The 25,672-nt window shown below is 71.8% G+C and carries 20 protein-coding genes and 2 pseudogenes; 14 read left to right on the top strand and 8 right to left on the bottom strand.

Annotation, left to right across the window (positions count from 1 at the left end; translation table 11 throughout):
- Positions 1 to 118: 118 nt before the first annotated feature.
- The 6 genes from BG452_RS03390 to BG452_RS03365 all read left to right on the top strand — a co-directional run bounded on the left by BG452_RS03390 (position 119) and on the right by BG452_RS03365 (position 11,398).
- Positions 119 to 328 carry a DUF5988 family protein gene (locus tag BG452_RS03390; protein WP_188302619.1) on the top strand — a complete coding sequence of 70 codons (210 nt, stop codon included), beginning with the start codon at positions 119 to 121 and terminating at the stop codon, positions 326 to 328.
- 239 nt (positions 329 to 567) lie between these two features.
- Positions 568 to 1,842, top strand: coding sequence for a beta-ketoacyl synthase N-terminal-like domain-containing protein (locus tag BG452_RS03385; RefSeq protein ID WP_188302661.1), 1,275 nt, complete (start codon positions 568 to 570; stop codon positions 1,840 to 1,842).
- Positions 1,843 to 1,921: 79 nt separating this feature from the next.
- A complete protein-coding gene (locus tag BG452_RS03380) occupies positions 1,922 to 8,431 on the top strand; it encodes a type I polyketide synthase (RefSeq protein ID WP_188302618.1) in 6,510 nt (2,169 codons plus the stop codon).
- 90 nt (positions 8,432 to 8,521) lie between these two features.
- The gene (locus tag BG452_RS03375) at positions 8,522 to 8,935 is read left to right on the top strand and encodes an ATP-binding protein (RefSeq protein WP_188302617.1); all 414 of its coding nucleotides are present in this window, start codon (positions 8,522 to 8,524) and stop codon (positions 8,933 to 8,935) included.
- A gap of 376 nt (positions 8,936 to 9,311) precedes the next feature.
- On the top strand, positions 9,312 to 10,454 hold the full coding sequence (locus BG452_RS03370; RefSeq protein WP_188302616.1) for a Mu transposase domain-containing protein: 1,143 nt from the start codon (positions 9,312 to 9,314) through the stop codon (positions 10,452 to 10,454).
- Complete coding sequence (locus tag BG452_RS03365) at positions 10,451 to 11,398, top strand: hypothetical protein (protein WP_188302615.1); 948 nt, start codon at positions 10,451 to 10,453, stop codon at positions 11,396 to 11,398. The genes BG452_RS03370 and BG452_RS03365 overlap by 4 nt, the downstream gene beginning before the upstream one ends.
- A 150-nt stretch (positions 11,399 to 11,548) precedes the next feature.
- Here the strand turns inward: BG452_RS03365 and BG452_RS03360 are convergent, their stop codons facing one another.
- On the bottom strand, positions 11,549 to 12,064 hold the full coding sequence (locus BG452_RS03360) for a DUF6879 family protein (RefSeq protein WP_188302614.1): 516 nt from the start codon (positions 12,062 to 12,064) through the stop codon (positions 11,549 to 11,551).
- Complete coding sequence (locus BG452_RS03355; protein ID WP_188302613.1) at positions 12,039 to 12,302, bottom strand: hypothetical protein; 264 nt, start codon at positions 12,300 to 12,302, stop codon at positions 12,039 to 12,041. Before BG452_RS03355 ends, BG452_RS03360 begins: the two co-directional genes overlap by 26 nt.
- A 558-nt stretch (positions 12,303 to 12,860) precedes the next feature.
- Here BG452_RS03355 and BG452_RS03350 point away from each other — a divergent pair.
- On the top strand, positions 12,861 to 14,123 hold the full coding sequence (locus BG452_RS03350) for an FG-GAP-like repeat-containing protein (protein ID WP_223241695.1): 1,263 nt from the start codon (positions 12,861 to 12,863) through the stop codon (positions 14,121 to 14,123).
- Between the two features lie 89 nt (positions 14,124 to 14,212).
- Positions 14,213 to 15,772 carry an FG-GAP-like repeat-containing protein gene (locus BG452_RS03345; RefSeq protein ID WP_223241694.1) on the top strand — a complete coding sequence of 520 codons (1,560 nt, stop codon included), beginning with the start codon at positions 14,213 to 14,215 and terminating at the stop codon, positions 15,770 to 15,772.
- 63 nt (positions 15,773 to 15,835) lie between these two features.
- On the opposite strand, the gene BG452_RS03340 is transcribed toward BG452_RS03345, so the two are convergent.
- Positions 15,836 to 18,658 carry an AfsR/SARP family transcriptional regulator gene (locus BG452_RS03340; RefSeq protein WP_188302611.1) on the bottom strand — a complete coding sequence of 941 codons (2,823 nt, stop codon included), beginning with the start codon at positions 18,656 to 18,658 and terminating at the stop codon, positions 15,836 to 15,838.
- Between the two features lie 610 nt (positions 18,659 to 19,268).
- Here BG452_RS03340 and BG452_RS03335 point away from each other — a divergent pair.
- Both BG452_RS03335 and istB read left to right on the top strand, forming a co-directional pair.
- Complete coding sequence (locus tag BG452_RS03335) at positions 19,269 to 19,463, top strand: hypothetical protein (protein WP_188302610.1); 195 nt, start codon at positions 19,269 to 19,271, stop codon at positions 19,461 to 19,463.
- Between the two features lie 297 nt (positions 19,464 to 19,760).
- Positions 19,761 to 20,547: pseudogene (istB, locus tag BG452_RS03330) on the top strand (IS21-like element helper ATPase IstB).
- A 10-nt stretch (positions 20,548 to 20,557) separates the two neighbouring features.
- Here istB and BG452_RS03325 read toward each other — a convergent pair.
- Complete coding sequence (locus BG452_RS03325; RefSeq protein WP_188302609.1) at positions 20,558 to 20,854, bottom strand: hypothetical protein; 297 nt, start codon at positions 20,852 to 20,854, stop codon at positions 20,558 to 20,560.
- 393 nt (positions 20,855 to 21,247) lie between these two features.
- On the opposite strand from BG452_RS03325, the gene BG452_RS03320 reads away from it, so the two are divergent.
- Positions 21,248 to 21,712, top strand: coding sequence for a hypothetical protein (locus BG452_RS03320; RefSeq protein WP_188302608.1), 465 nt, complete (start codon positions 21,248 to 21,250; stop codon positions 21,710 to 21,712).
- A 414-nt stretch (positions 21,713 to 22,126) separates the two neighbouring features.
- Here the strand turns inward: BG452_RS03320 and BG452_RS03315 are convergent, their stop codons facing one another.
- The gene (locus BG452_RS03315; protein ID WP_223241693.1) at positions 22,127 to 22,648 is read right to left on the bottom strand and encodes a hypothetical protein; all 522 of its coding nucleotides are present in this window, start codon (positions 22,646 to 22,648) and stop codon (positions 22,127 to 22,129) included.
- Positions 22,649 to 22,814: 166 nt separating this feature from the next.
- Positions 22,815 to 23,186 carry a hypothetical protein gene (locus BG452_RS03310; protein WP_188302607.1) on the bottom strand — a complete coding sequence of 124 codons (372 nt, stop codon included), beginning with the start codon at positions 23,184 to 23,186 and terminating at the stop codon, positions 22,815 to 22,817.
- 319 nt (positions 23,187 to 23,505) lie between these two features.
- Between BG452_RS03310 and BG452_RS45245 the strand changes: the two genes are divergently transcribed.
- On the top strand, positions 23,506 to 23,658 hold the full coding sequence (locus tag BG452_RS45245) for a hypothetical protein (RefSeq protein WP_223241692.1): 153 nt from the start codon (positions 23,506 to 23,508) through the stop codon (positions 23,656 to 23,658).
- Complete coding sequence (locus BG452_RS03300; RefSeq protein ID WP_223241691.1) at positions 23,655 to 24,155, top strand: DUF6228 family protein; 501 nt, start codon at positions 23,655 to 23,657, stop codon at positions 24,153 to 24,155. Before BG452_RS45245 ends, BG452_RS03300 begins: the two co-directional genes overlap by 4 nt.
- Positions 24,156 to 24,164: 9 nt before the next feature.
- Here BG452_RS03300 and BG452_RS03295 read toward each other — a convergent pair whose 3' ends face one another.
- Both BG452_RS03295 and BG452_RS03290 read right to left on the bottom strand, forming a co-directional pair.
- Positions 24,165 to 24,506, bottom strand: coding sequence for an ATP-binding protein (locus BG452_RS03295; protein WP_317620880.1), 342 nt, complete (start codon positions 24,504 to 24,506; stop codon positions 24,165 to 24,167).
- 22 nt (positions 24,507 to 24,528) lie between these two features.
- A pseudogene (locus BG452_RS03290) lies at positions 24,529 to 24,773 on the bottom strand (IS982 family transposase); the annotation flags it as partial.
- Between the two features lie 289 nt (positions 24,774 to 25,062).
- Here BG452_RS03290 and BG452_RS03285 point away from each other — a divergent pair.
- Complete coding sequence (locus BG452_RS03285; protein WP_188302606.1) at positions 25,063 to 25,407, top strand: hypothetical protein; 345 nt, start codon at positions 25,063 to 25,065, stop codon at positions 25,405 to 25,407.
- Positions 25,408 to 25,672: the final 265 nt, after the last annotated feature.

Here is a 25,672-nt window from a genome sequence, read left to right as displayed (position 1 = left end):
CTGTTGGTGTTCCTAGGTTGAACGGCTTTCCATGGGGGTATTCCGGATGTGCGCCGTCAACCGGTCGGCTGATCGTCTCGAAGAATTCTTCTGCGTTCTCGAATGGGAGGATGAGTGTATGCCCAACGGTCTGCTTGTCTTCCTCAAGGGCGGCCCTGGCGACATTCCTGAGATTCGGGAAGTGAAATCCGGGGGCGCCGAGATCCGGTTGAGGATCCCCCGCGGGAACGGCTATGAGCACTTCGAGATCACGCAGGACTTCAAGGACGTCGGCGGCGTACTGATGCCCGTCTACCAGTGGTCGTACCGGACCGCCATCGCCGAGTAGGTGCGCCCGCCACCGCCTGCCCGGCATCCGACACCGGCGCCGGGCCCCGGGAGCCGCGCACCGACGCGGCGCCGCCCCGCCCCACCCCCCCACTCTCCGAGGTGAGCAATGACCAGCGACCGTCCCGTACGAGTACGGACAGAGCGTCAGCCCCGCACCCGTGAGGACGCGTCGTGAGCGGGCCCTCCAGCCGGCGCCCGCGAGGCGGCAGCGGCGGGCGGGACACCGTGGTCACCGGCATGGGGTTCTGCCTGCCGGGCGAGGAGCAGCCGCTGTTCACCGCGGGCGAGGTCTGGGACGTGGCCTCCAACGGCCGCTCGTGCCTCAAGCACCACGGTGTCTACTACGGCTCCGTCGATCTGCCGGACGCGGCGTTCGCGGAGCGCCTGCCCGGACTGCCGGGCATCTTCTCCCAGCACTACACCAACGCGCACCGCTACGGGCTGGTGTCCCTCGTGGAAGCCTGCTCGGACGCCCAACTGAGCATCGGGGACGGCGACCTCACCAACGCCGCCGTCCTGGTCGGGCGCGGGGGCATCGACGCCAACGTCGCCAGCTACCTCGAGGTCCTGCACGCCGACGCGGGCACCATCTCGCCGCACCAGGCGATGGAGCTGTTCGTCAGGGCCCAGCAGGGACTCACCCCTTCCGACGTGGCGCTGGTCCAAGGCGCGCTGATGCGTACGAGCGGCCCCTGCTTCACCGTGTCGTGCGGTTGCGCGTCCTCCGCCGTCCAGATCGGCAACGCCCGCCGCATGATCGCGGACGGCGAGACCGACCTCGCCGTCGTCACCGGCGTGGACGTGTTCAGCCTGGACGTGATCCAGAACGTCCAGCGTCTGCTGCACGGCGCCCAGCGCGCCTACGACACGATCCGCGTCGACGGCATGCCCGATCTCCTCCCGGCCTTCGACCGGGTCATGAGGCCCTACGATCGGCGGGCCGACTGCGTGAACCACGGGGAGGGGTCGGTGACCCTGGTGCTGGAGAGCCGCGACCACGCCCAGCAGCGCGGGGCGTTCACCTACGGCCAGGTCCTGTCGCACGGCATGACCCGCGACGGCCTGTCCAACCCGCTCGCCAGCGACGAGAACGGCGCCTCGCTGGTCGCCGCCATCCGCAAGTGCCTCGGCGACCGGTGGGCCATCGGCCAGATCCCCTACATCCACGGCGGAAGCGACGGCGACGTCGTCGTGACCGCGTTCGAGGCGAACGCCGCCCGACAGCTCTACGGCGACGCCGTCGGAGACCTCCTGATGACCTCCCAGGAAGCCTGCTTCGGCCACAACGGCGCTCCGGCAGGAGCCCTGGGCGTCGCCCTGACCCTCCTGATGCTGGGGCGGGGGGAGGTGTGCCCCACCGCGAACTGCGAGGAGCCGGCCGACAACATCTGCTTCGACCCCGTCCCCGGGCTGCGCACCCGGCACCTGGAGTTCGACTACGCGCTCACCTGCAACTACCAGATCGGTGGCGTCAAGAGCGCGATCCTGCTGGGCAGCTCAGACGTCGACTGACCCCGGCATCCGCCGACCGCACCGCCGGACGGCGAGCGCTCCCCACCCCCGTCCGCGCAAGCGCGTAGGAGAGCATGTGATGGGCCACACAGAGAACCTGAGAGCCGCTGACGCGCACATCGCCGTCGTCGGCATGGGATGCCGGCTTCCCCACGGCATCGACTCGCCCGCCGCGTTGTGGCGGCTGCTCGAAGCCGGCCGGGACGCGGTCGGCCACCCGCCGACCGGCCGCGCGGGGCACGTGGCCGCGGCCCCGGCCCACGCCGCCGGGCCGATGCCGCCGTGGGGCGGATACCTCGGCGACGTCGCCGGCTTCGACGCCGACTTCTTCGGGGTCTCGGGCAAGGAGGCCGACGTCCTGGACCCCCAGCACCGGCTGCTCCTGGAAGTGACGTGGGAGGCACTCGAACACGCCGGACTCCCCCCGGAGCGGCTGGCAGGGACCTCCACGGGACTGTTCTCGGGCCTGAGCTACACCGACTACATGGAGTCCCTCGCCGGCCACCCCCGGGAACTCGAGGGCGCGGTCCTGACCAACGGGCACTGTGTCGCCCCGGGGCGCATCTCCTACCTGCTGGGTCTGCAGGGCCCCTGCGTGGCACTGGACACCGCGTGCTCGTCCTCGCTCGTGGCGGTCCACCTGGCCTGCCAGGCCCTGCGCGACGGCGAGTGCGATCTCGCGCTGGCCGGCGGCGTCACCCTCATACTCGGGGCCAGGACGACGATGTCCTTCGCCCGCATGGGGATGCTCTCGCCCACCGGCCGGTGCCGGACCTTCGACGCGGCCGCGGACGGCTTCGTCCGCGGCGAAGGCTGCGGCGTCGTCGTCCTCAAGCGCCTCGAGGACGCGCTACGGGACGACGACCGCGTCCTGGCCCTGGTCCGCGGCTCGGCCGTCAACCAGGACGGCCGCTCCGACGTCCTGGCCTCACCCTCCGCCGAGGCCCAGCAGGCCCTCTACCGCCAGGCCCTCGCCCGAGCCGGAACCGACCCGCGCGACGTGGGCCTGGTGGAGACGCACGGCACCGGCACGCCCGTCGGCGACCCCGTCGAGTTCTCCAGCCTGGCCGCGGTCTACGGCACCGGACAGGGGCGCTGCGCGCTGGGTTCGGTGAAGACGAACGTGGGCCACCTGGAACCGGCGGCCGGCGTCATCGGCCTGATCAAGGCGGTGCTCTGCCTCCGGCGCGGGGTCGTCCCGCCCAACCTGCACTTCACCCGGTGGAACCCGGCCATCAGCGCCGAGGGCACCCGCCTGTTCGTCCCCACCGGCCTGTCCGCCTGGCCCACCCGGACGGCCTCGCGACTGGCCGCGGTGTCCTCCTTCGGCTTCTCCGGGACCAACGCACACGTGGTCCTCGAACAGGCCCCGGCCCGCCGCCACACCGTCGTCCTCCCCGGCACTCCCACCCCCGGCACCGCCGCACACGCGGCCGCCGGCACCGCCGGCGCCCCGCCGTCACGGCCGCAGGACGCCCCACCCCACGTCTTCCTCCTCGCCGCCGGCTCCCCGGACGCACTGCCCGCCGCCGCCGCGCGCCTGGCCCACTGGCTGGAGGCCGAGGGAACCGCCACCCCCCTGCGCGACATCGCCCACACCCTCGCCCTGCGCCGCTCCCCCGGGCGCGGCCGGCTCGGCGTGGTGGCCGACTCCCACCGCGACCTGGCGCACGCCCTGCAGTCCTTCGAAGCCGGCCGGGCCCACCCCGGCGTCGTACGCGGCCACGTGGGCGCGGGCGTCACCCGCCGTCCCGTCTGGGTGTTCTCCGGCCAGGGCTCGCAGTGGCAGGGCATGGGGCACGGCCTGCTCCACCACGAGCCGGCCTTCGCCGAGACCCTGGCCGAAGCGGATGCGCTGATCGACGCCGAGACCGGGTTTTCCGTCCTGCGGGCCGTCCGCGACCGCGAACACGTCAGCGGCTGCGGCCGCGTGCAACCCGCGCTGTTCGCCCTGCAGGTCGCCCTGGCCGCCGCCTGGCGCGACCACGGGGTCGAACCGGCCGCCGTCATCGGCCATTCCATGGGCGAGGTCGCGGCCGCCGTCACCGCCGGAGCGCTCACCCTGGCCGACGGCGTCCGCGTCATCTGCCGGCGGTCCGCCCTCCTCACCCGCATCGCCGGAGCCGGCGCCATGGCGAGCGTCGGCCTCGACAGCGCGACCGTCGAGAACGACCTCGCCGCCATCGGCGACGGCACGGTGTCGGTGGCCGTCGTCGCCGCCCCCGACTCGACCGTCGTCGCCGGCACCGCAGACGCCGTCCGGCACCTGACCACCGCCTGGCAGGCCCGCGGACTCGTGGCACGTCTGATCGACGTCGACGTCGCCTCGCACTGCCCCCAGGTCGACCCGCTGCTCGCGGACCTCGCCGCCGAGCTCGCCGAGCTCACCCCCAGCCGGCCGACCGTCCCCTTCTACACCACCGTCCTGGACGACCCCCTCGACACCCCGGTCTTCGACGCCGCCTACTGGTGCGCCAACCTGCGCCGACCCGTACGCTTCGGCGCCGCCGTGGCCGCGGCCGCCGCCGACCGCCACCAGGTGTACCTCGAGATCTCGCCGCACGCCGTCGTCACCCGCCCCCTCGCCCAGAGCCTGATCGGCCTGCTCCACGAGCCCGTGATCCTGCCGACACTGCGCAAGGGGGAAGACGACCGCACCACCTTCCGCACCCAGCTCGCCGCCCTGCACTGCGCGGGAGTCGGCGTCGACTGGTCCCGTCTCTACGCAGGCGGCCGCCTGGCCGACGTACCCGCGCTGACCTTCGACCGCCGACCCCACTGGACCGACACCACCCCGCCCGCAGCGGCCTCCCCGCACATCGAGAGCGCTCCCGCCGCCCTGCCGGGAGCGCACACGGAGGTGCCCGGCGACCAGCCCCGCCACACCTGGCACGCCGACACCGGCACCGACGTCCTGCCCTGGATGGCCGACCACCGCGTCCACGGCCGGCCGGTCCTGCCCGGCGCCGCCTACTGCGCCCTGGCCCTGACCGCGGCCGGCGAGGTGTTCCGCGGCGCCGCGCACGATGTCGAAGCGACCGACATCCGCTTCCGCGAGCTGCTGCACCTTGACGCCCGCACGCCCGTCGGCACGACCGTCACCCTGACCGGCGCCGACCGCGCCGACTGCGAAGTCTTCGGCCGCGACAAGGACGGGACCTGGGTACGGCAGGCCACCGCGGTCCTGCGCCGCATCGACGCCTCCCCCCGGACACCGGTGCTCCCCGCAGCCGCACTGGCCGCCGACCACCCCGTCGTCCTGGATCCGCACGCCCTCTACGCGAGCCTGCGCACACGGGGCCTGGAGCACGGACCCGCCTTCAGCGGCATCACCGAGCTGCGCGCCTGCGCCCAGGGCGACAGCTTCTGGGCCCGCGTGACGCTGCCGGACCCGGCACGCACCGCCCGCCACGGCCTGCGGATCCACCCGGTGCTCCTGGACCTGTGCGCCCAGCTCGTCGTCGCCGGCCTGATCGACGAACCGGGCCACGGCCTGGTACTGCCAGTCGGGATGCGCGCCGTGCGGATCCTCGCAGCCCCCGAGGATGCCTGCTACGCGCACGCCCGGCTCACCCACACCGCTGCGGACGCCATCGTCGGGGACGTGCGGCTGCTGGACGAGGCGGGAAACCCCCTCGTCGAGATCGACGCGCTGCGCTTCGTACGCAGGGGCGCGGGGGCCGATGAAACCGTCGACCGGTGGTTCCTCGAGACCTGCTGGCAGCCGGTGCCGCGCCGGGAGGGCCTTGAACCGCCCGCCCCGGGCCCCTGGCTCGTCATCGGCGAGGCGGACGGATCCGCCCGGGCACTGGCGGACGCCCTCGAGCTCGCCGGAGCCCGCACCGACGTCCTCGACGTCCCCGTCGACAGTGCCGCCCTCCAGCCGCTCAAGCAGAGCATCGCCGGGCACTGGGACTCCTCACCCGCACCGTGCGCCGTGGTCCTCCTGTCCGCGCCGTCCGCGCCCGAGGACGACGCCGCCGCGATCGCACTGCGCCGCACCCGCCGCCTGCTCGCCGCCGCACAGAGCGCGATCGCGCGCGGCACACCCGCACGCCTGTTCGCCGTCACCCGGTCCGCCCACGCTCCGGAGCCGGGGCAGCCCGCAGACCCCGCCCAGAGCGCCCTGCGAGGACTCGTGCGCGTCCTGACGCACGAACACCCGGAGCTGCGGGCGACCCTCATCGACGCCGACCGTGCCGACACCGGCCTGCACCAGCTCGCGGCCGAACTCCTCGCGGACCCCCCCGAGGACGAGATCGCCCTGCGCGGTGACACCCGGCACATCGCCCGGCTGTCCTACACCCCCCTGTCGGAGACCGAACGCGCCACCGCCGTCACCCGCACCGTGCGCTACGGCGCCGACCGCTTCCAGCTCCACGCGGGGCGGCTCGGCGACCTCGACGCCCTGCGCCTGACCACCTCACCACGGCGTGCCCCCGGCCCCGGTGAGGTCGAACTGCGCCTCCACGCCGCGGGCGTGAACTTCCGCGACGTGCTCACCGCGATGGGCATGCTGGCGACCGACGACGAGGCGGGCTACCGCATCGGCTTCGAAGCCACCGGCGTGGTCACCGCAGTCGGACCAGGCGTCAGGAACGTGTGCGTCGGCGACAGCGTCCTCGCCGCCGACGTGCGAGGCGGACTCTTCACGACCTTCGCCACCCTGCCCGCCGCCGCCGTCGCCCCCGTCCCGGCGGGCCTGCCCGCGGAGACGGCCGCCGGGCTGCCCGTCGCCTACCTCACCGCCTGGTACGCACTGCGTCGCCTCGCCAGGCTCGCCGGCGGCGAGCGCGTCCTGATCCACAGCGCCACCGGCGGGACCGGACTGGCCGCGATCGCGGTCGCGCGGCGCCTGGGCGCCGAGGTGCTCGCCACCGCCGGCAGCGAGGACAGGCGCCAGTACCTGCGCGCGATGGGCATCCGGCACGTCATGGACTCCCGCTCGCTGGACTTTGCCGAGCAGACCCGCGACGCCACCGCCGGAGAGGGCGTCGACGTGGTCCTCAACTCCCTCTCCGGGCCCGCCATCAGGGCCGGACTGGAAACGCTGCGCCCCTTCGGCAGGTTCATCGAGCTGGGTGTGCGCGACATCCTCGCCGACACCCCGCTGGGTCTCGCACCGCTACGGCACAACATCACCCTGAGCACAGTCGACCTCGTCGAGCTCCAGGACACCCGCCCGGACACCTTCGCCGAGCTGCTGGGCGAGGTCCTCGCCGAACTCCGCCAGGGCGCCCTCGCCCCGCTGCCGTGCCGGACCTATCCGCTCGCGCAGGCCTCCGACGCCTTCCGCCTCATGGCCGGCGCCGGGCACATCGGCAAACTGGTCCTGACGGTGCCCGGCGAAGGCCACGCCACCGCCGTACTGCGCGACCCGCCCTCGCCGGTACGGGCGGACGGCGCCTACGTCGTCACGGGCGGCCTGCGCGGCGTCGGCCTCGCCACGGCCCTCTGGCTGGCGGGCCGTGGCGCCGCCCACCTCGTCCTCAACGGACGCACGTCCCCCTCGGCCGAGACCGAACGGATCCTCGCCGGACTGTGCGAACAGGGGACCCGCGTCAGCGTCGTGCTCGGAGACATCGCGCAGCCCGGTGTCGCCGAGCAGCTGGTGGCCGAGGCCACCGCGGGCGGCGGGACACTGCGCGGCGTGGTCCACGCCGCGATGGTCCTCGACGACGCCGCGGTGTCCAACATCACCGACGACCAGCTCGAACGCGTCTGGCATCCCAAGGTCACCGGCGCCTGGCGCCTCCACGAGGCCACCACCGGACTGCCGCTCGACTGGTTCGTCCTGTACTCCTCCATGGCCTCCCTGCTCGGCAACCCGGGCCAGGGCGCCTACTCGGCCGCCAACGCGTGGCTCGACGCGTTCGCCACCTGGCGCACCGCCCTGGACCTGCCCACATTGGCCGTGAACTGGGGGCCCTGGGGCGAAACCGGAGTCGCCACCGGCTTCGCGGCCCGCGGCTACCAGACCATTCCCACCGCAGAAGGACTCGAGGCCCTGGCAGCGCTCCTGACCCACGGCCGTGTACGCACCGGCGTGATCCCGGGCCCGCCGGACACCTGGATCCCCCCGGCCGGGCGGGCGTCCTCGCTGTTCGCCCTCTTCACGCCCGAGGCGCCCGGCACCCCCGTACAGGCGTCCGGGCAGGATGCGGCACGCGACATCCGGGGCGAGCTGCGGGCCGCAGAACCCGGCCTCGCCCGCCGCACGGTCCTCGAGGACCACCTGGCCGGACACATCCGCACCGTGCTCCGGCTGGGGGCCAGCACCCTGGACCCGCAGACCCCGCTGAACGCGCTCGGGTTCGACTCCCTGCTCCGCATCGAACTGCGCACCCGCCTGGAGGCCTCCCTCGGCGTCAGGCTCGCCGGCGACTTCGTCGCGGGCCACCCCACGCTGGCAGCTCTCGCAGACGGCCTCGCGCAGCACATCGGCATCAGCCTGACCGCCGACGCTCCACCGGATCCCCCCGGCCGGACCACGCCCCGGGCCGCCGACATCATCGCTCCCCGCTCGCCGCGGTCGGCCCGGCCGCCGGACGCCGCCGCCGGCACCGAACCGCCGAGGAAGAACCCATGAGCTCACTCCGGGCCGCCGGCGCCAGGCCACTGCCGGACCGCCAAGCACGGGATCCCGGCCTTGCCCGGGGAAGGGAATCGGGGAACGACCATGACCTCGCCACGCTCGGGCCCGCACGACACGCAGGGACGGCGCGTCACCATGTTCGTCCTGCCGGAGACCCACTGCGTGGGACCCGTGCGCCGTGCCGTGAACGCCATCCTCAGACTCTGGGATATAGCACACCTCACCGAGGACGCCGAACTCCTGACCTCAGAGCTCCTGACGAACGCAATCCGGTACACCGATAGCGAGCACCGGATCAGGGTGACCATCGCGCTCGAGCAGCGGTGGCTGTCGATCGGGATCCGGGACCGCTCCGGGATTGCTCCCCGGGCGCACCGGGCAACCGCCTCCCAAGAAGGCGGGCGCGGGCTGCTCCTGGTGGAGAGCATCGCCGGCTCGTGGGGGTACCGTTTCCATCTCGACGGAACCAAGACGGTTTCCTGCCGACTGCCGCTGTGAGGCCGCGCGCGCCGTCCCGGACCCCGCCGGCCGTGCCCGCCGCACGAACGGTTCGGCACCGGTCCTCACGGCGCGCGCGATTCGAGCGTCCTTCAATGCAATTCCCGCGCCGCTCGGCAGAATTCCCCGATAAGTGTACGTGATTGTATTGCGAAGCCGGGGTGGAATTCCCGGTCGGGGTGGCGGTAAACTCGCTCCCTGAAATTGCCCATGACATATCCGGAAAGAAACGTTTCCGCTCCTTGAGTGGTTCGGTCGCATGCTGTATTTTCGACCATGCCTGGCGGCCGCCGATAATTCAAGGCGCTTTGCGACGAAATTCCGATACCCGGGGGTCTGGATGCTGAGTGCAGAGGAATACCGAGAGATTTGCGCCATGCGCCACCAGGGCTGGTCCATCTCGGCGATCGCCCGGTGTATGGGCCGTGACCGCAAGACGGTCACGGCCTACCTCAACGGGGAGCGGACCGTAGGGGTCCGGGCGGAGACCCGGGACGAGTTCCTGCAGTTCGTCCCGTACTGCCGGCAGCGCCTCGACGACGATCCGCACCTGCAGGCGAGAATGCTCCACCGCGAGATCGTCGAGCTGGGCTACAACCGCGCCTACTCGACCTTCACCCGCGCCCTGCGCAGGCATCTGATGTGGCCGCGTCGCGGACCGCGCCACCGCGGGAGGGCCAGCCCCGGCCGAGGCCCCCTGGAGGACGTGCAGTTCGACTGGGTACGGCTCCCGGCCCCACCAGTCGAATGGGACTGCGGGCAAGAGATGTACCTGCTCATGGGCTCGCTCACGCGATCCGGCCACTGGCGGGCCGCCCTGGCCGGCACCAGCGATCTCCCGCACTACGTGGAAGCCCTGGACCAGGTGCTGCGCCGCCTCGGCGGCACCGGCGAGCGCTGGTTATTCGACCGGACCGCGCCGGTCTGCTCGACGGGCGGCAAGGTAACCGCCGTCTTCCACGAGATCGCGATCCACTACGGTGCCTCCATCGCGATCCGCCCGCGGACGGGAGCGCCCAACCCCGTCGTCCGCGCCCACCGCTCCGTCGTCCTCCACTGGTGGGACACCGCGGCCGGCGAACCCGGCGTGCAGGCGGCCCAGGACAGCCTCGACCGCCTGACCGAGCGCTTGGGCAGCCGGAACCGGCGGTCGGGCTGCCGCAGCCGAGCCCTGCTGCCCCTGCCCTCGAAGCCGTTCCCGGCGCGTATCTGCGTCCAGCGCAGGGTCGACCCCGGCGGAGTCGTGCCGTTCGAGGGCAACTCCTACCTGCTCCCCGCGGGTCTCGTCGGCAACGAGGTGAGGATCCGCCGACGGCTGGACCAACCCCACCTGTCGGTCACCACCACCCGCGGGGCGGTCATCGCCTGCTTCCGGAGGGCGCCGAGGGGGGCGGGCCGGACGGTCGCCGCGCACGACGGCCCGATCGCCCTGGACCGGCCCGGCCGGACCACCGGCGCCGGGGCGCGAGCCCGCAGGACACCGTGTCCGTCGACTCCGCACCCAAGGACTGCTCCGTGAGCATCGGACCGAGCACCAGCGCGCTACTCAAGACCACCGGCCGCACCCGCAGACAGGACGTCACAGCGTCCTACGTGGCCCTGGCCCAGGCCTGCGCGGCCACCGGCGACGACGCCCGCCACGCCGAGCTGGTCAGCGACCACCCCCACGACGTCTGGTCGCTGCCCGCCTCGCGCGCGATCGCCCTGGTGCACACGGGTCAGGACGAGGCATGGGCGCTGGTGCGGGGCGCGGAGCTGCTGGAACAGCACCGGGTGGCCGTCGTCACCCCGTACTACGGCGGCGTGCGCACGGCTGCCGGCCGGGCCGTCACCTTCTGGCACGACCCCGGGGAACGACGCCGGGACGAGTCACTGAGCGCCCGGGTGACCGCCGCGGTGCACCGGATCCATCCCGGGTCCGCGCTGTGGCTGGAGGACCACGACCCGTTCGCCGGCCTGCTGGACGGCCTGGACGACACCCCGCTGAGCGAGTCCGCCCGCCGGTTCCTGTTCGAGTGCACCACCTGGCTGCGCGCGGAGTGGGCAGGCATCGACTGGCCGACCCCGCCCACCGTCATCCTCGGCGCCCGACGACTCGCTCGCTGCCACGGCGGCGGGACGCACCCGCGGCTGGCGCTGCGCGGACCGCTGTGGCGCGGCCACCGGGAGTGGGACCTGGTCGCCGCGCGCTGGAGCAACGAGCTGCTGCGCGGCCGCCGCGACGACTTGCAGGCCTATCACCGCACCTACACCGCGCACGGCCGGACCGACGCCGCGATGCCCTGCGACCGCATCGGCGCGTGGTCGGGCTACCAGGTCGTGCGCGACGTCGTCGTGCTCACCGCCGTGATGGACACCGTGCGCCGCGCCCGCCTCGACTCCCGGACCCGCGACCTGGCGGTCCACCAAGTGGCGTGCCTGCGCGGCGCCCAGCTGGCCCCGTGGGACTGGGGGCAGCGGTGACGCCGTCGGCGGTCGGGCAGGAGAAGCCGAAGGGGACGGAGCGGGAGACCCGATCCGCTCGGCAGCGGCGGTCGCGTTCCGCGCATCGGCTGTCGCTGCTCCAAGGGGCGGGGGTGTGCCGTGCGGGTGGAGCGGGTGCCGTTCCCGGTTTCAGCCCCGCGGCTCCGTACGCAGCGCCGGGTAGCGCAGCTCGAGGCCCGCGCAGAGCTTCGCGACGGCTGGGCCCTCGCACATCTCCGGTCCGGCCGAGACTCCGTCGCCGGTGAAGTGGTTGAACCGGACGATCCTGCCGTCGAACAGCCAGAAGTCGTTGCCCGGCAGCGCGAGGTCGGAGGCCCGGCGGCGCGGCAGCCAGCGGACCTGTTCGCCGGCCGCGAGGTTGACCACGGTCCCGGCGTGCTCGTAGCGGATGTACGCGGTGACCGGCTCGGAGACGATCCGGGCCCGGCGCACCACGACACCGCGGGCGACGGCGGCCCGGATCATCGACACCCAGCCGGACCATCCCTCGCCCTCGGGATCGAGGTCCGGGTGCACGCCGGTTCGCTGGAACTGCTCGAACTCCGCGGCCTCGCCGGCGATTCCATAGGAGTCGCGCATCTCCAGGTGCACCGCAGAGTGCTCGGCGCCGGCCAGCAGCTCAGAGAAGGCCGTCACGTTCGGCATCGTCCAATGCCTTCCTGATGATCGCCGCCATGCGCAGCGGGATGCGGGTCACATTCTCGTGGTCGGGAGTGCCGACGGCGTGGCCGGCCACCCACTCGGTCGTACCGATCTCCGTCAGCAGCGCCTCATCGGGCTTGATGCCCTGGAAGACCAGCTCCCTCTTGGCGTCGTCCACCCACACCATCGGGCTCTCGTCCTTGCCGGTGTTGGGGTCCACCCCGGCGAACCGTAGCGTCATGACGGCCTCCCGTACCACGTCGGTTGCGCGGTTTTGCACGACGTTCCAGCCGCCGGTGACGGCACGTCAAGAGCGCGCAGGCGCAGTCAGGCGGTGCGCAGGAATGAGTGAGCCCGAGGTGCGGATTTCTTACCTCGGGCCAAAGAAGAAGCGGTCAGGCCGACCGCAGTACAGTGGCGCATCGGGGGCACACCCACTGGCTCAGGTTTTGCGGGTACCACGAGGCGCCTGGTCGGAACGCGCTGTACGGAACCTTCTCCGTGCCGCTGGTGTTCTTGCCGCTCCGGGTCACCACCTGTCCCACCGACGGCGAGGTCCGCGCGAACGCGTGGGACCCGGGCGCCGACGGGTCGGGCGTACGGCCCGGGTTCGCTGATCCGGGTGCTGCCTCGGGCGGTTGGTCGATTGTTGGGCCGCGGTTGGAGGTCGCCGCCAGCCTCGTGCCGTTCCCGCGTGACCGCCCCGGCAGCGAGGCCCGGGGCGGGGCACGCACACCCAACGCCAGAGGCAGGACACGTGAAACCCGGATTCCTCCGACTCCGCCGCATCAGAGCCGCCTTGACTGTCGTCGTCATGCTGCCGACCGGTCTGTCGTTCTCCGTGGGGCAGGCGACCGCACAGCCCTACTACGCGTTCGAGATCCAGAACCAGGCGACCGGCCTGTGTCTTCAGGGCTCGCCCACTTGGGAGGTCGCGCAGTTGGAGATCGCCCCTTGTGGCAGCAGCCCCGACCAGTGGTTCGGGGTCCAGGCCCAGAACCAGCTCAAGGACCTCTCCGCCGGCGGTTCCTGCCTTGCCACGGACACCCACGCCAACGCCCTGTCCGTGGCCTGCGGGACCCACGACTACAACACTGCCTGGATGTTCGGCTCCACCACGGGCGACTGGACGACCATCAGCAGCCCCAACGGCTGCTTCCTCAAGCTCCTCAACGGCCAGACCCTCACCTGCATGCCGGGCTTCCAGGGCAGCAACGCCCAGTGGCGCATGATCAGGACCCAGCCGAACCACCACAACGGTACGGAGGCGGGCACCGGCCGGGTGAAGTGGGCGGACTTCGACGGTGACGGCAGGGCCGACTACATCACCATCGGCTCCACCGGCGCGGTCAACGTCTGGCTGAACAACGGCGGCGACACCGGCGGCGGCTGGACGTCCTTCGGCCAGGTCGCCACCGGCCTCACCTCGGACACCAGCCGCGTGCGCTTCGCCGACTTCGACGGCGACGGCAGGGCCGACTACATCTGCATCAACCCGGACGGCTCGGTGCACGTCTACCTCAACCGCGGCGGCGATGGCCACGGCGGCTGGCAGGACCTCGGCATCGTCGCCACCGGCCTGACGACCGACGCCAGTCGGGTGCGGTTCGCCGACATCGACGGCGACGGCCGGGCGGACTACAACGTCATCAACCCGAACGGCTCGGTCGTCACCTACCTCAACCGCGGCGGCGACACCGGCGCCGGCTGGGTCAACTACGGGCAGATCGCCAGCGGCCTCACCACCGACCCCAGCCGCGTTCGCCTCGCTGACATCGACGGCGACGGCAGGGCCGACTACTCCGCCATCGGCGGCAACGGCTCGGTCGTCACCTACCTCAACCGCGGCGGCGACGGCCACGGCGGCTGGACCAACTACGGGCAGATCGCCACCGGCACCACCAGCGACCAGAACGCCGTGACCCTCGCCGACTTCACCGGCGACGGCCGTAGTGACTACGTCACCACCAACCCGAACGGTTCGGTCAACGTCTACCGCAACGATGGTGGCGACGGCCACGGCGGCTGGACCAACCTCGGCCAGGTCGCCACCGGCGCCTGATTCTCGCCACCTGTCACGTGGGGGCTTCGGTCCGTCAGCCGAAGCCCCCACCTCCTGCCCTAAACCCGCTTCACATCATGGGGGGAACCTTGAAACGCACCTTGGCCCTCGGCCTGACCGCCCTGCTGGGCGCGGCCGGCACCACCGCCCTCCCGGCCGCACACGCCGCGACCCCGGCCGCCGCCACCTCCGGCGCCGTACCGTCGCTGCGCGTCATGCCGCTCGGCGACTCGATCACCGCGGGCGCCGGCAGCGCCACCGCCTCCTCCTACCGGGCTCCCTTGTGGAAGCTCGTCGCCGGCCAGTCCCGCTACACCGTACGGTTCGTGGGCTCCCAGGCCGGCGGCCAGCTGTCCGACCTCGCCCACGAGGGCCACTCCGGCTACATGGTCGACGACATCCGGGCCGGGATCGACCAGTGGCTCGCCGAGGCCCACCCGGACGTGGTCCTGCTGCACATCGGCGTCAACGACCTCGACCGCAGCACCGACCCGACCCACGCGCCCGACCGCCTCAAGGCACTGGTGGACCGGATCTACGCGGACCGGCCCGGGATCGCGGTGGTCATGGAGGGCGTGATCCCCACCACCCAGGGCCTCCAGGCCCCGCCGTCCGGCTACAACGACCGGGCCCGGCAGTTGCAGGCGATCGAGGCCCAGGCAGGGAACAGCTTCCGGTACGTGGAGCCGCCGGCCCTGACGCCCGCCGAGATGACCGACCGCCTCCACCCCAACGACCGCGGCTACAACCGGATGGCGCAGGCCTTCTACACCGGGCTGGACCAGGCGTACTCCGCTGGCGCCGCCCGGGCCTCCGTAACGTCGAACACCGGCAGCGAATCGGGCGGGCTGGGCCGGGTCCGGTACGCGGACTTCGACGGCGACGGCAAGGCCGACTACATCACCCTCAACCCGGACGGCTCGGTGCACGTCTGGCTGAACAAGGGCGGCGACGGCCACGGCGGCTGGCAGGACTACGGCCAGGTCGCCACCGGCGCCACCACCGACCCGAGCCGCGTGCGCTTCGCCGACTTCGACGGCGACGGCCGGGCCGACTACGAGGTCATCGACCCCGACGGAGCCGTACGGGTCTGGCTGAACCGCGGCGGCGACGGCCACGGCGGCTGGCAGGAGCTCGGCCAGGTCGCCACCGGCCTCACGACCGACGCCGACCGCGTGAAGCTCGCGGACTTCGACGGCGACGGCCGGGCCGACTACGCGGTGGTCAACCCGGACGGCTCGGTGCGCGTGTTCCTCAACAAGGGCGGCGACGGGCGCGGCGGCTGGCAGGACCGGGGCCAGGTCGCCACCGGGCTGACGACCGACGCCGGCCGGGTGCGGCTCGCGGACTTCGACGGCGACGGCCGGGCCGACTACGCCGTCATCGACCCCAGCGGCGCCGTACGGGTCTGGCTGAACCGCGGCGGCGACACCGGCGGAGGCTGGGTGGCCCTGGGCCAGGTCGCCACCGGCCTCACCACCGACCAGGACCGCGTCCAGTTCGCCGACTTCGACGGCGGCGGCAACGCGGACTACATCCGCACCGACCCGCCGTCCAACGCAGCCACCGTCTACACCTGGAACGGCGGCGACGGCCACGGGAGCTGGAACGGCCTCGGTCAGGTAGCCACCGGCATACCCACCAGCTGACGGCCACCCCCGCCGGCGCCGCCCGAGGGCCTCGACCCCCGGGCGGCACCGGCGCGTTCACCGCTAGAGGTTCCCGAGCCGCTCCAGGCCGTCGAGGCCCTGCCGGAGCAGGGCGGGGATGCCGTGGGCGTGGCCGATCTCGGCCGCCTGTTCATAGCAGGCGCGGGCCTCGGACTGCCGGCCGAAGTGGGCGTGGGCGCGGCCGCTGATGACCAGGGTGTCGGCGATGCCGCTCATGTCCCCCAGCCGCCGGCGGATCGTCAGGGACTCGTCGAGTGCCGCGAAGGCCTCCTCCTGCCGGTCGAGTCCGCGCAGGCAGTCACCGAGGTTGGCCAGGGCCACGGCGGTGTAGGTCAGGTTGCCCCGGCTCCGGCAGCGTTCGAGGAGCGCCCGGAAGTGCGTGAGCGCGGCGTCGAAGTCCTCGATCTGCAGGTACGCCTGGGCCAGGGCGGCGAGCACTCCGATCCCGCCCTCCTCCCCTCCGCCCTGCTGCTGGAGTCCCCAGGCCACCTCCGCGTACGCCAGGGCAGCCCCGTACCTGCCCTGCTGGTTGTAGGCCATGGACAGGTTCCCCAGGATGACCGCCTTGCAGACGTCGTCACCGTGGTTCTCGAAGAGGGCCAGTGCGGCTTCGAGGGCCTCGATCGCCTCGTCGTTGCGGTAGGCCATACCGTGGGACGCGCCGAGCCGGCGCAGTGTCCAGGCCTGGCCGAGCAGGTCGCCGTGCTCCTGGGCGGACTTCAGCGCCAGGGTCAGGCACGCGTCCCACTCGCCGGTCCACCAGAAGGTGTGCGCGTACGCCATCAGCCAGACCGCGAGTCGCCAGGTGAGATCGGGGCGAGAGGAGTCCGCGGCCCTGCGGATCACCTCCTTGATGACGGGCAACTCCTTAAGGCACCAGTCCAGCGCGTGCTGGGGGTCGGTGAAGGCGGGCGCCGGTACGGCAGGGGGTTCGGCGAGACGTGGCGCTCTGGACGGATCGACGGCCGTGCCGGCCGACTCCAGGGCGACCGCGTACCAGATGCCCAGCCGCAGGGCGGCCGCGTCGCGCGCCTCGGCCGGTTCCTCCGCACGGACCCGCTCCGCCGCGAACTCCCCCAACAGGTCGTGAAACCGGTACCGCCACGGCTCCGGCGTCTGCACCAGGTGGACGTCCGCCAGCCGTTCGAGCAAGTCGGCCGCGTGCTCCCGCGGACGGTCCAGCAGGGCGGCCGCGGCGTCCACCCCCAACGTATGGCCCGCCCACAGGCCCAGCAGCCGAAACGCCCGCGCAGCCTCGCGCTCCGCAGGGTCGTCGCTGTCGCGGATCGCGAGGTAGCTGGTGGCAAAGGTGGCGTCGACGGCCAGGCTCCCCACGGACAGGGCGCGCAGCCGGCCCCGGCTGTCCTCCACGCGCTCGGCCAGGGTACCCAGGGACCAGGCCGGCCTGGACGACAGCCGGGCGCCGGTGATCCGCAGGGCGAGGGGCAGGCCCGCGCAGGCGGCCAGCAGACGGAGCGCACCGTCGGGATCCCGCTGGATCCGCTCCGGCCCGCAGAGCCGGGAGAGGAGGGAACGCTGTTCCTCGACGTCGAGCGGCGCCAGGGAGAACCGGACGCTCGCCGGCAGGTCCGTGAGGGTGTTGCGGGTGGTGACGATCACGGCGCTCCGGGAGCCTCCCGGCAACAACGGAGTGACCTGGGCTGCGTCTCGGGCGTTGTCGAGCACCAGCAGGACCCGGCGGTCGGCCAGGGCGGTGCGCAGCAGCGCGGCCCGGTCGTCGGTGTGCTCGGGAAGCGGCCGACCCGGTCGGCCGGGCCCGGCCGACCGGTCGTCCAGGGCCGTGAGCAGGACGGCGAGCAGCTCGTGCGGATCACGTGCGGGGGCGGCTCCGAAGCCCCGGAGGTCCGCGTACAGCTGGCCGTCCGGGTAGTGGTGCTTCACGGCGTGGGCGGCGTTGACGGCAAGAGCGGTCTTGCCGATGCCGCCCATTCCCGAGACGACCGCCACCCGGGGCACGTCGGCGGCGGGAGGGGCCTCGAGCAGGCCGGTCAGAGCCGCCAACTCGGCTCGGCGGCCGGTGAAGTCGGCGATTCTGGAGGGAAGTTGGGCCTGCACGTCGAGCACGGACGGGGTCGTCGTGACTGGCTCGGGCGCAGCGGGGCCATCCCTGAGCACCAGTTCGAGGACGTTCTGCACACCGACTCCGGGCTCGGTGCCGAGCTCCTCCACCAGTGTGCGGCGCAGGCGCTGGTGGGCCGCCAGAGCCTCGGAGCGCTGCCCGAGCCGGTGCAGGACCAGCATCAGCTGGGCGTGGAAGGCCTCGTGCAGCGGGTGCTCGCCGGTCAACCCGGTCAGCTCGGGCACCAGGCCCCGCACCTGACCGAGGTGAAGCTCCGCCTCGATCCGCCACTCCAGCGCCTGTAGTCGGGTGCCCTGCCACTGCTGGCGTGGCACCTGCGCCTGCGGCAGGTCCGGAAACTCGAGCAGCGGTACGCCGCGCCACAGCGCGAGCGCCGCCGTCGACTCCCGTCGCACCGAGGCCCAGTCCTCGCGCATCAGCGCGTCACGGGCACGCCGGACGCCCAGGTCGAAGAGCTGGGCGTCCAGTTCACCGTCGGCGACCCTCAGCAGGTAGCCGAGCGGTGTGGAGCGCAAGCGGTCGCCGGGTGCGTCATCGAGCTGCGTCCGCAACCTGGCCAGCATGTTGTGGAGCGAGGCGTTCGCCGAGGCCGGCGGCCGGTCGCCCCAGAGTGCGGCCTTGAGCCGGTCCGGCGGGACCGGCCGGTTGGCCTCCAGCAGCAGTGTGGCGAGCAGGGTGCGCACCTTGGGGCCGCCGACCGCCCGCTGGTCGCGATCGGTGTTCCCGGGGCGGACGACGAGCGGGCCGAGTAGGCCGAAGTACATGGTTGATCCCCCGATCCGACATCTCGCGCCATTCATCCGAGCGAGATGATCAAGACCACCGTAGGGGAAGGGGCGGCCCGGTGTTCAAGGGGATTTCTCACGGACCGGGCTCGGACCGGGATCAGCTCGGAGCGCCGGCCGGCGCTCCGAGCCGTCCGCGGTGCGGCGCCGGTCAGGGGTGGGCTCGTCCCGATGGTGAACACGAGCAACAGGCCCCGCCCCCGAGGCTACCAACGTCATCGACCTCATGGACGCCCTGCGCCAGAGCCTGGAGAGCGCCCGCAAGGGCGAACACGCCGAGAAACAGGGCAGGACCAGCGCCGGCCGGACCCAGGGCGCCCGCACCGGCCACTCCCCCAAGCCAGCCGGCGCCAAGGAGAGCACCGCCGCCAAGGCCGGCCGCGGCGAAAGGCGTCCTGACCGACGCGCGCTTCGGCATGGCATTAACGGCTCGAGTTGGCCGCACTCTTCCGGTCCGAGTTGGCCCCACCGGTGGGGCGTACGGGAGCGTTCGGGGGTTGTTCCGGCTTGAGTTGGCCCCACCCCGGCCGGTTGGCTGGGACGCTCGGTGCAGGTCGCCGTGAGGGGGCGATGCCGGGTGGCGTCCTCGATGGAAGAGCTGTTCCTGCAGATCCGCCGAGACTCCTGGCGGCAGGGGTCGTCGGTTCGCGCGCTGGCGCGCACGTACCGGGTCCATCGGCGACTGGTGCGTGAGGCCCTGTCCTCGCCGGTGCCGACTCCGCGGCGCACGCCCCGGCGGCATTCGCCCAGGCTGGAGGTGTTCAAGAAGACGATCGACCAATAGCTGCTGGACGACCTGGAGGCTCCACCGAAGCAGCGTCACACCGTGCAGCGGATCCTGACCCGGCTTCGGCAGGAGTGCGGTGCCGAGATCGCGTACTCGACAGTGTGGGACTACGTCCACCAGCGACGTCAGGAAATCGCCGAGGCCGCCGGGGCAGCTCCAGCCGCAGGGTTCGTGATCCGGCACAACCAGCCCGGCATGGACGCGGAGGTCGACTTCGGCGAGGCCTGGGTGACCTGGCCGGCGAGCGCACGTCGCGGACCAACTCCTGCACCACCGACCCGGAAGGGACTCCTGATGAATGGCCCGCACCACACCCTGACCGAGCGTGCTGCAGATGCCGCCATCGACACTGCCTGTCGCGTCCTGCGGCTGCCGACGATGCGGGCCCAGTTCGCCGATACCGCCTCCCGCGCCGAACGCGAGCATCTGTCCTACCGCGGCTTTCTTGCCGAGCTGCTGATGGCCGAGTGTGAGGACCGCGACCGGCGCCGGTCCGAGCGCCGCATCCGCGCGGCCGGCTTCCCACGCTCGAAGTGGCTCTCGGATTTCGACTACAACGCCACCCGAACGTCACCCCGGCTCAGATCCACAATCTGGCCACCTGCGAGTGGATCAGGAAAGGCGAGCCGCTCTGCCTGATCGGCGACTCCGGCACCGGCAAGTCCCACCTGCTGATCGGCCTGGGGGCGGCCGCCGCCATGGCCGGGTTCCGGGTCCGATACGCGCTCGCTGCCAAGCTGGTCAACGAACTCGTCGAGCCGCCGACGAGAAGCAGCTGACCAAGACCATCGCCCGATACGGCCGCGTCGACCTCCTCTGCATCGACGAGCTGGGATACCTCGAACTGGACCGCCGCGACGCCGAGATGCTGTTCCAGGTTCTGACGGAACGTGAGGAAAAGAACAGCGTGGCCATCGCCTCGAACGAATCGTTCGGAGGCTGGACCAGGACCTTCACCGACCCCAGGCTCTGCGCGGCCATCGTCGACCGCCTCCTCTTCAACGGCACCATCATCGAGACCGGCACCGAGTCCTACCGCCTCGCCCAGACCAAGGCCAAACAGCAGCGGAACCCGAAGTAGGCCCACCGGCTCAGGCCTGGTAGGCCTGCTCCTTCCACCAGGTGAAGTCGAAGTCACCTTCTTCCATCGCATCGAGTCGATGCAGAACATGGCTGATGAACTCTGCGGGGAGCTTGACCGAGTGGTCGCTCACATAGTGGCTGAGTCCGCTGGGCCATAGGAACTCGTCGTCCATCCGCTCGGCATTGCCGTTGACGCAGTGGCAGATGCGGCACCGGGAAAAACCCATGAACTCGCGTCCTAGCTGGCCCTGATCGAGGTACATCGCGACCAGCCATCGCTCTTCTTCGTCCCATTCATCGTCCACCAGTGGCACCGGATCCGGCAGCTCCGGTGCACGCTCAGACCTCCAGAAACCCAGTGCTCTCAGAGTCATGTCCTCCCCCTCCCGCGCGTCAGCACCGACCGCGCCCTCCACCTAGTGACGCAGAGCATTCTCCCACCCCGGCCGAACCGAGCTGGGGCCGTTTCGCGCCGGAAGACGGGGCCGGCTGAGGCCGGAACGATCCTCACCGTAGTCGCAGGGTGGAGCCAGTTCGCCCCGGAAAAGTGGGGCCACTTCAGACCGTTAACGCCATCGGCAACCAGTCCGGCACCGGACCGCCTTCGTGTCGTCGCCCGTGCGGGTGACAGGACGGATGCGCGCTGGCCGCGGCGGTGCATGCCGTGCGGTACTGGGCGGACGCGTACCAGCAGGAGGGTGCTGCTTGCCTGGGCCGCCGTGCTCGCCCTGCTCCCTGCGGCCCCTGCCCACGCGGACTCGTCGTCGACGGCGGGCACCGGCCACCGCCGGGCCGGTGTCGTAGATCCCGGGGTGCTGCGGCGTCAGGGCGAGCTGGAGCAGTTGGCCGACGCGGTCCTCGGGGTGAGCGAGGGCCAGCGCGCGTACGTGCCCGGCTACGCCGGGCACGCCATCGACCCGGAGCTGGGGCACCTGACGCTGTACTGGCACGGCGATGTCCCCGAGCACGTGACCGACCTGCTGGCCCACGCACCGGCGGGGATCGCCGCGACCGTCCGCCAGGCGCCCTACTCCCTGGGACGGCTGCGTGAGGCGCGGGACCGGCTCGTCGCAGCCGCCGAACGCGGTGAGGACGGCGCGGTGTGGAAGAGGACGGCGCGGTGTGGAACGGGGCCGGGCCCACCCTGGACGGCGCCGGGCTGACCGTCGGCTACACCCCCGACAGCGCTGGCGCCCGCCGTGCGCTGTCCAGCGAGCAAGTCGCCGCGCGCCGCCGAGCTCGCTGGTGTTCCGGTCCACGCCTCGCCCGCGGTCGCCCCGGCGGGCCGCTGGAGCCCGGCTGTCTTAGGGACTCGGGCAGGGTGCCGTGCGTACGCAAGCGGGCGCCCGACCACCAGATTTGGCCGGGCGCCCTCTCTTACTGCGCGCGTCAGCCGGCCATCTTCGCCCTGGGTGGTGGTGGTCACGGGCGGGCCTCTGTGTCGTGAGCCGCGCCATCGGTGGCGGCGGCATCGCCGAGGAGTAGCAGGACATGATCGGCCTGCCCCCGGAAATACCATCTGCTACCCACCGCAGCAAGCCGTGCCCAGCGGGTGCACTGCTCCCGCTGACGTCGGGCTAAAGACGGAACTCGGCGTAGGTGGCTGTGGATCCGAACCGGGTCAGCAGGCGCCGGACGCCGTCGTCGTCGAGACCGAGAGCGGCGCCTGCAGCTTGCGGGGTCATCTCGTTCCTGACCGCGCGGGCCGGCCAGTGGCCGACCTGACCGGCTACCAGCTCCAGCTTCCGGGCCGCCCGCAGCGCCGCCACCGGGGAGGTGCTGCCCAGCTTCTCGATCTCCTCCCCCAGTCGGCGAAGCAGGTCGGTGACCCCCTCCGGCAATGGCACCGTTGCACGCTCCACCTCGGTGATGTGCTCGTCCCACTGCTCCTGGCAGGTGTCCGCGACATCGTAGGCCTGGTTGCCGAACTCCGGCTCTTCCCCTTCGGGTTCGTCCACATCGGCGGGCTGAGCGGGACCGCTCCATCCGCAGGAGCACACCGCGCGCAGCGCGTGAGCCTTGGGGGCGAGGCCGAAGTGCCCTCCGGTGTAGGCGGTCCAGAACGAGGTCGTCGGTCCGCCGCCGCCATTCGCCGTCATGTAGGTGACGGGCGGGGAACGGTGCCGTCTGCCAGCAGCACACCGACCCGGCCTTGGTGCGACGCCCCGAACTCGTCCGTCGTCCACGTCTCCTGCACAGCGGTACCCGTTCTCCGGCGTCAGCCTGACGCGCGCCCGCGCTGCGGGCGGCGGGATCGACGATCCCTCAGCAGCTGGTCGTGGCGCCACCGAAACGGTGAAAATCCATCCTCCGGCGTCGGGGCACGGTACGGCAGAACGCGATCCCGCACCCCGCCTGCCCGGCAGGTCTCCGGTGGGCGACGGTGGGTCGAGAGGGCTTCCCGGGGTCCGGGGCCCAGCTGGTAAGGCCCCGGGGAGAAGATCCGTGTCGGTCGACCTCGACGTAGGCGACGAGGACGACCGTGCTGAGCAGCTCGGAGACGTAGGCGATGCGGACGCCGTCCTTGGCGTAGTCCCGGACGGGACTGTGGGCACGCGCCTGGACGCCGACGGTCCGAGGATTCAGCACAATCGTCTCCAGGTGCGGGTCGAGGCGGGTGAGCGCGGTGGTGTCCATCGCCGCGAGCTTCCGTTCGGCGACCTCATGGAGGGTGGTGACCGCGAGGGTCGCGGCGCCCGCGGCTGTCGGAGGTCCGGATGCTGCAGACCACCCACGTCGACCCGGTGGCCCAGACGGTCCGGCTCGGAAAGCGGCCCCACCCCGTCCCTCTGGACCCGGCCTCCTGGACGGTGTTGCACCGCTGTCTCGCTCACGTGCGGCGTGGCCGACGGCCGACCCTCACGTGATGGTCACCAAAGGGACAAAGGCCGGGAGGCGTCCGGCGTCAACTGCCTATCTCTCCCATGTCCTTGACGACTGCGGATACCCGCCCCGGATGATTCGAAGCACCCGGCTTGTCGACCTGGCGAACACCATGGACCCCAAGCTCGTGGCCGCCGCCTTCGGGATGGACCCGCAAGCCACCCTGATCTATCTCGCCGATCACGTCGACGCCTCCCGCCTGCCCAGTCGAGCAGAATCGCGATGACTTCCGACGCGAAGCCGTCTACTGTCCAGCGGATGAACGCCAAGGACACCGAGCTCACCGATACGTCGGCCGTCATCGTCCGCAGCCAGGACGACCCGACCACCCAGGTCAGGCTCTCCGACCGCTACTTCCCCGACGAGTACGGGACCGGCTTCGCGGTGGAACTGCACGCTGAAGGCCTCCAAGCCCGGCTCGACTCGGTCATCACCTGGGTCTGGGGGCCCGAGTACCTGGCTGACTTCCTCGACAAGCTCGCCGCCGACTTCCGCGGCTGGGAGGGCGAGCGCACCTGGAGCACCCACCACCTCGCCCTGCGGGCCGTCTTCCGGTCCGGTGGCCACGTCGGCCTCACCTGGACTCTCCGGCCATGGACCACCCGGGAAGACTCCTGGGAAGCCTCGGTCACCACCTGGCTGGAGGGTGGGGAACAGATGACCGCCCTTGCCGTAGACGTCCGTCGGTTTCTCGACCGCGGCAATCCAGCTGGAACCCGTTGAATCTCGCCGTCAGCTCGCACAGGTTCGCCGGAACATGTGCGCTTTGGTGAAGGGTGAGTTCGTCGTGACGGCCGTGGCCCTTCGCTCCTCGCGCTCGGTGAAGATCTGGAACAGCGGCTTGACGCCCTTGCGGTCCAGGTTGAGGTAGCCGAACTCGTCCAGGCACAAAAGATCGATCTTGCTGTAGCGGGCGATCACGGAGGACAGGCGGCGGGCCGCGTCGGCTTCGGCAAGTTCGTTCACCAGCGCGCTGGTGGTGGTGTAGCGCACCGACAGGCCGGTCCCGGTGATCGCAGTGCCGATGCCGATCAGCAGGCGGGACTTGCCGGTGCCGGAATCGCCGATCAGCACTAGATGATCGATTCCAAGGGGTTTAGTGGTCGTAGGCGGTCAGTGCCCGCATGACCGGCTGGCCGGTGTGATCGTTGTGCCAGATGGCGGCGGTGAGCGCGAGGATCCGTTGGAGGACGCGGACCGTGCGACCGCCGGGTGTGCGGCCGCGGTGGCGTTCGAGGTCGAGTTGTCCCTTGAAGGTTTCGTTGATCGACTTGATGACCTGCCGCAAGGGTTTGAACAGCTGTGATCCGCCCGCTCGGCTTCGCCCTTGCGGGCCGGTCGCGGCCACACCCCGGCCGGCCACCCTGCACGAGCTGCGCACCGCCCTGTCCCGCTACGGCCTGCCCGGCGACCGCGACCTGTTCGAGCGGAACCTGGCCGCCGCCCTCGACACCTCCCCGATCGGCGACCTGACCGCCGTCGCCGAGGTCATCGCCACCTACCGCCACCGCCTCGACCTGCGCGCCAACGAGCAGGCCATGGCCTCCCTCGCCGCGCCCATCGGCGGCCAGCAGTGGACCCCGGCCACCGAGACCTTCGCCGCCCGGCTCCGCGCCGCCGGCGGCGACCGGTGACCGACCAGCCCGAACACCCGGCCCCGCTGCACGTCTTCCTCTCCGACGCCGCCGAGCACGCCCTCGCCGCGCTGCGCCCCGGCGAGCTGGACGCGGTCGAGAAGCTCGTCGAGCGCCTGGCGGTCTTCCCCCGGCTTGGCATCCCGGTCCCCGGCGGCACAGACCCCGGGGTCGACGACTACACCGCCCGCACCGATCCGGCCTCCGACTCCGGCGACCGCATCGCCGTCGCGTATCGCCTCCATGAGGGTATGTCCGCGATCTTCGGCCGGGTGTGGTGGCGGTCTCAATGGCGGTCACCTGGTGTTGACCCAGCGTGGTGGCGGTGGGTCGGTCGGTGATGTGGAGGGCGCCTGATGGGTGAGTGCCCTCACACGTGAATGCGGTGCACGACGGCGGATAGTGATGTCCGTTTTGCGTGACTTTGAGGTTATTTGATGGTGGGCTGACGAGTGTTTGCGCAGGCCAGAAGGGTCCGTGAGGATCGGCGCGCTCGGGGCGGACCGCCGGTCGAATCGGTGCCGGCTCTCTTCGACTACGACTGCGGATCGTAAGAGGGGGTCTTGGCGACCGCCGATCCGGTCTGGCAACTTGGCATTTGTCGTC

This window comes from Streptomyces sp. CBMA123 (assembly GCF_014596465.1).
In the GTDB taxonomy this organism is placed as follows: domain Bacteria; phylum Actinomycetota; class Actinomycetes; order Streptomycetales; family Streptomycetaceae; genus Kitasatospora.
Note: the sequence above shows the minus strand (reverse complement) of the source record. Positions and strands in the feature narration are given on the sequence as shown.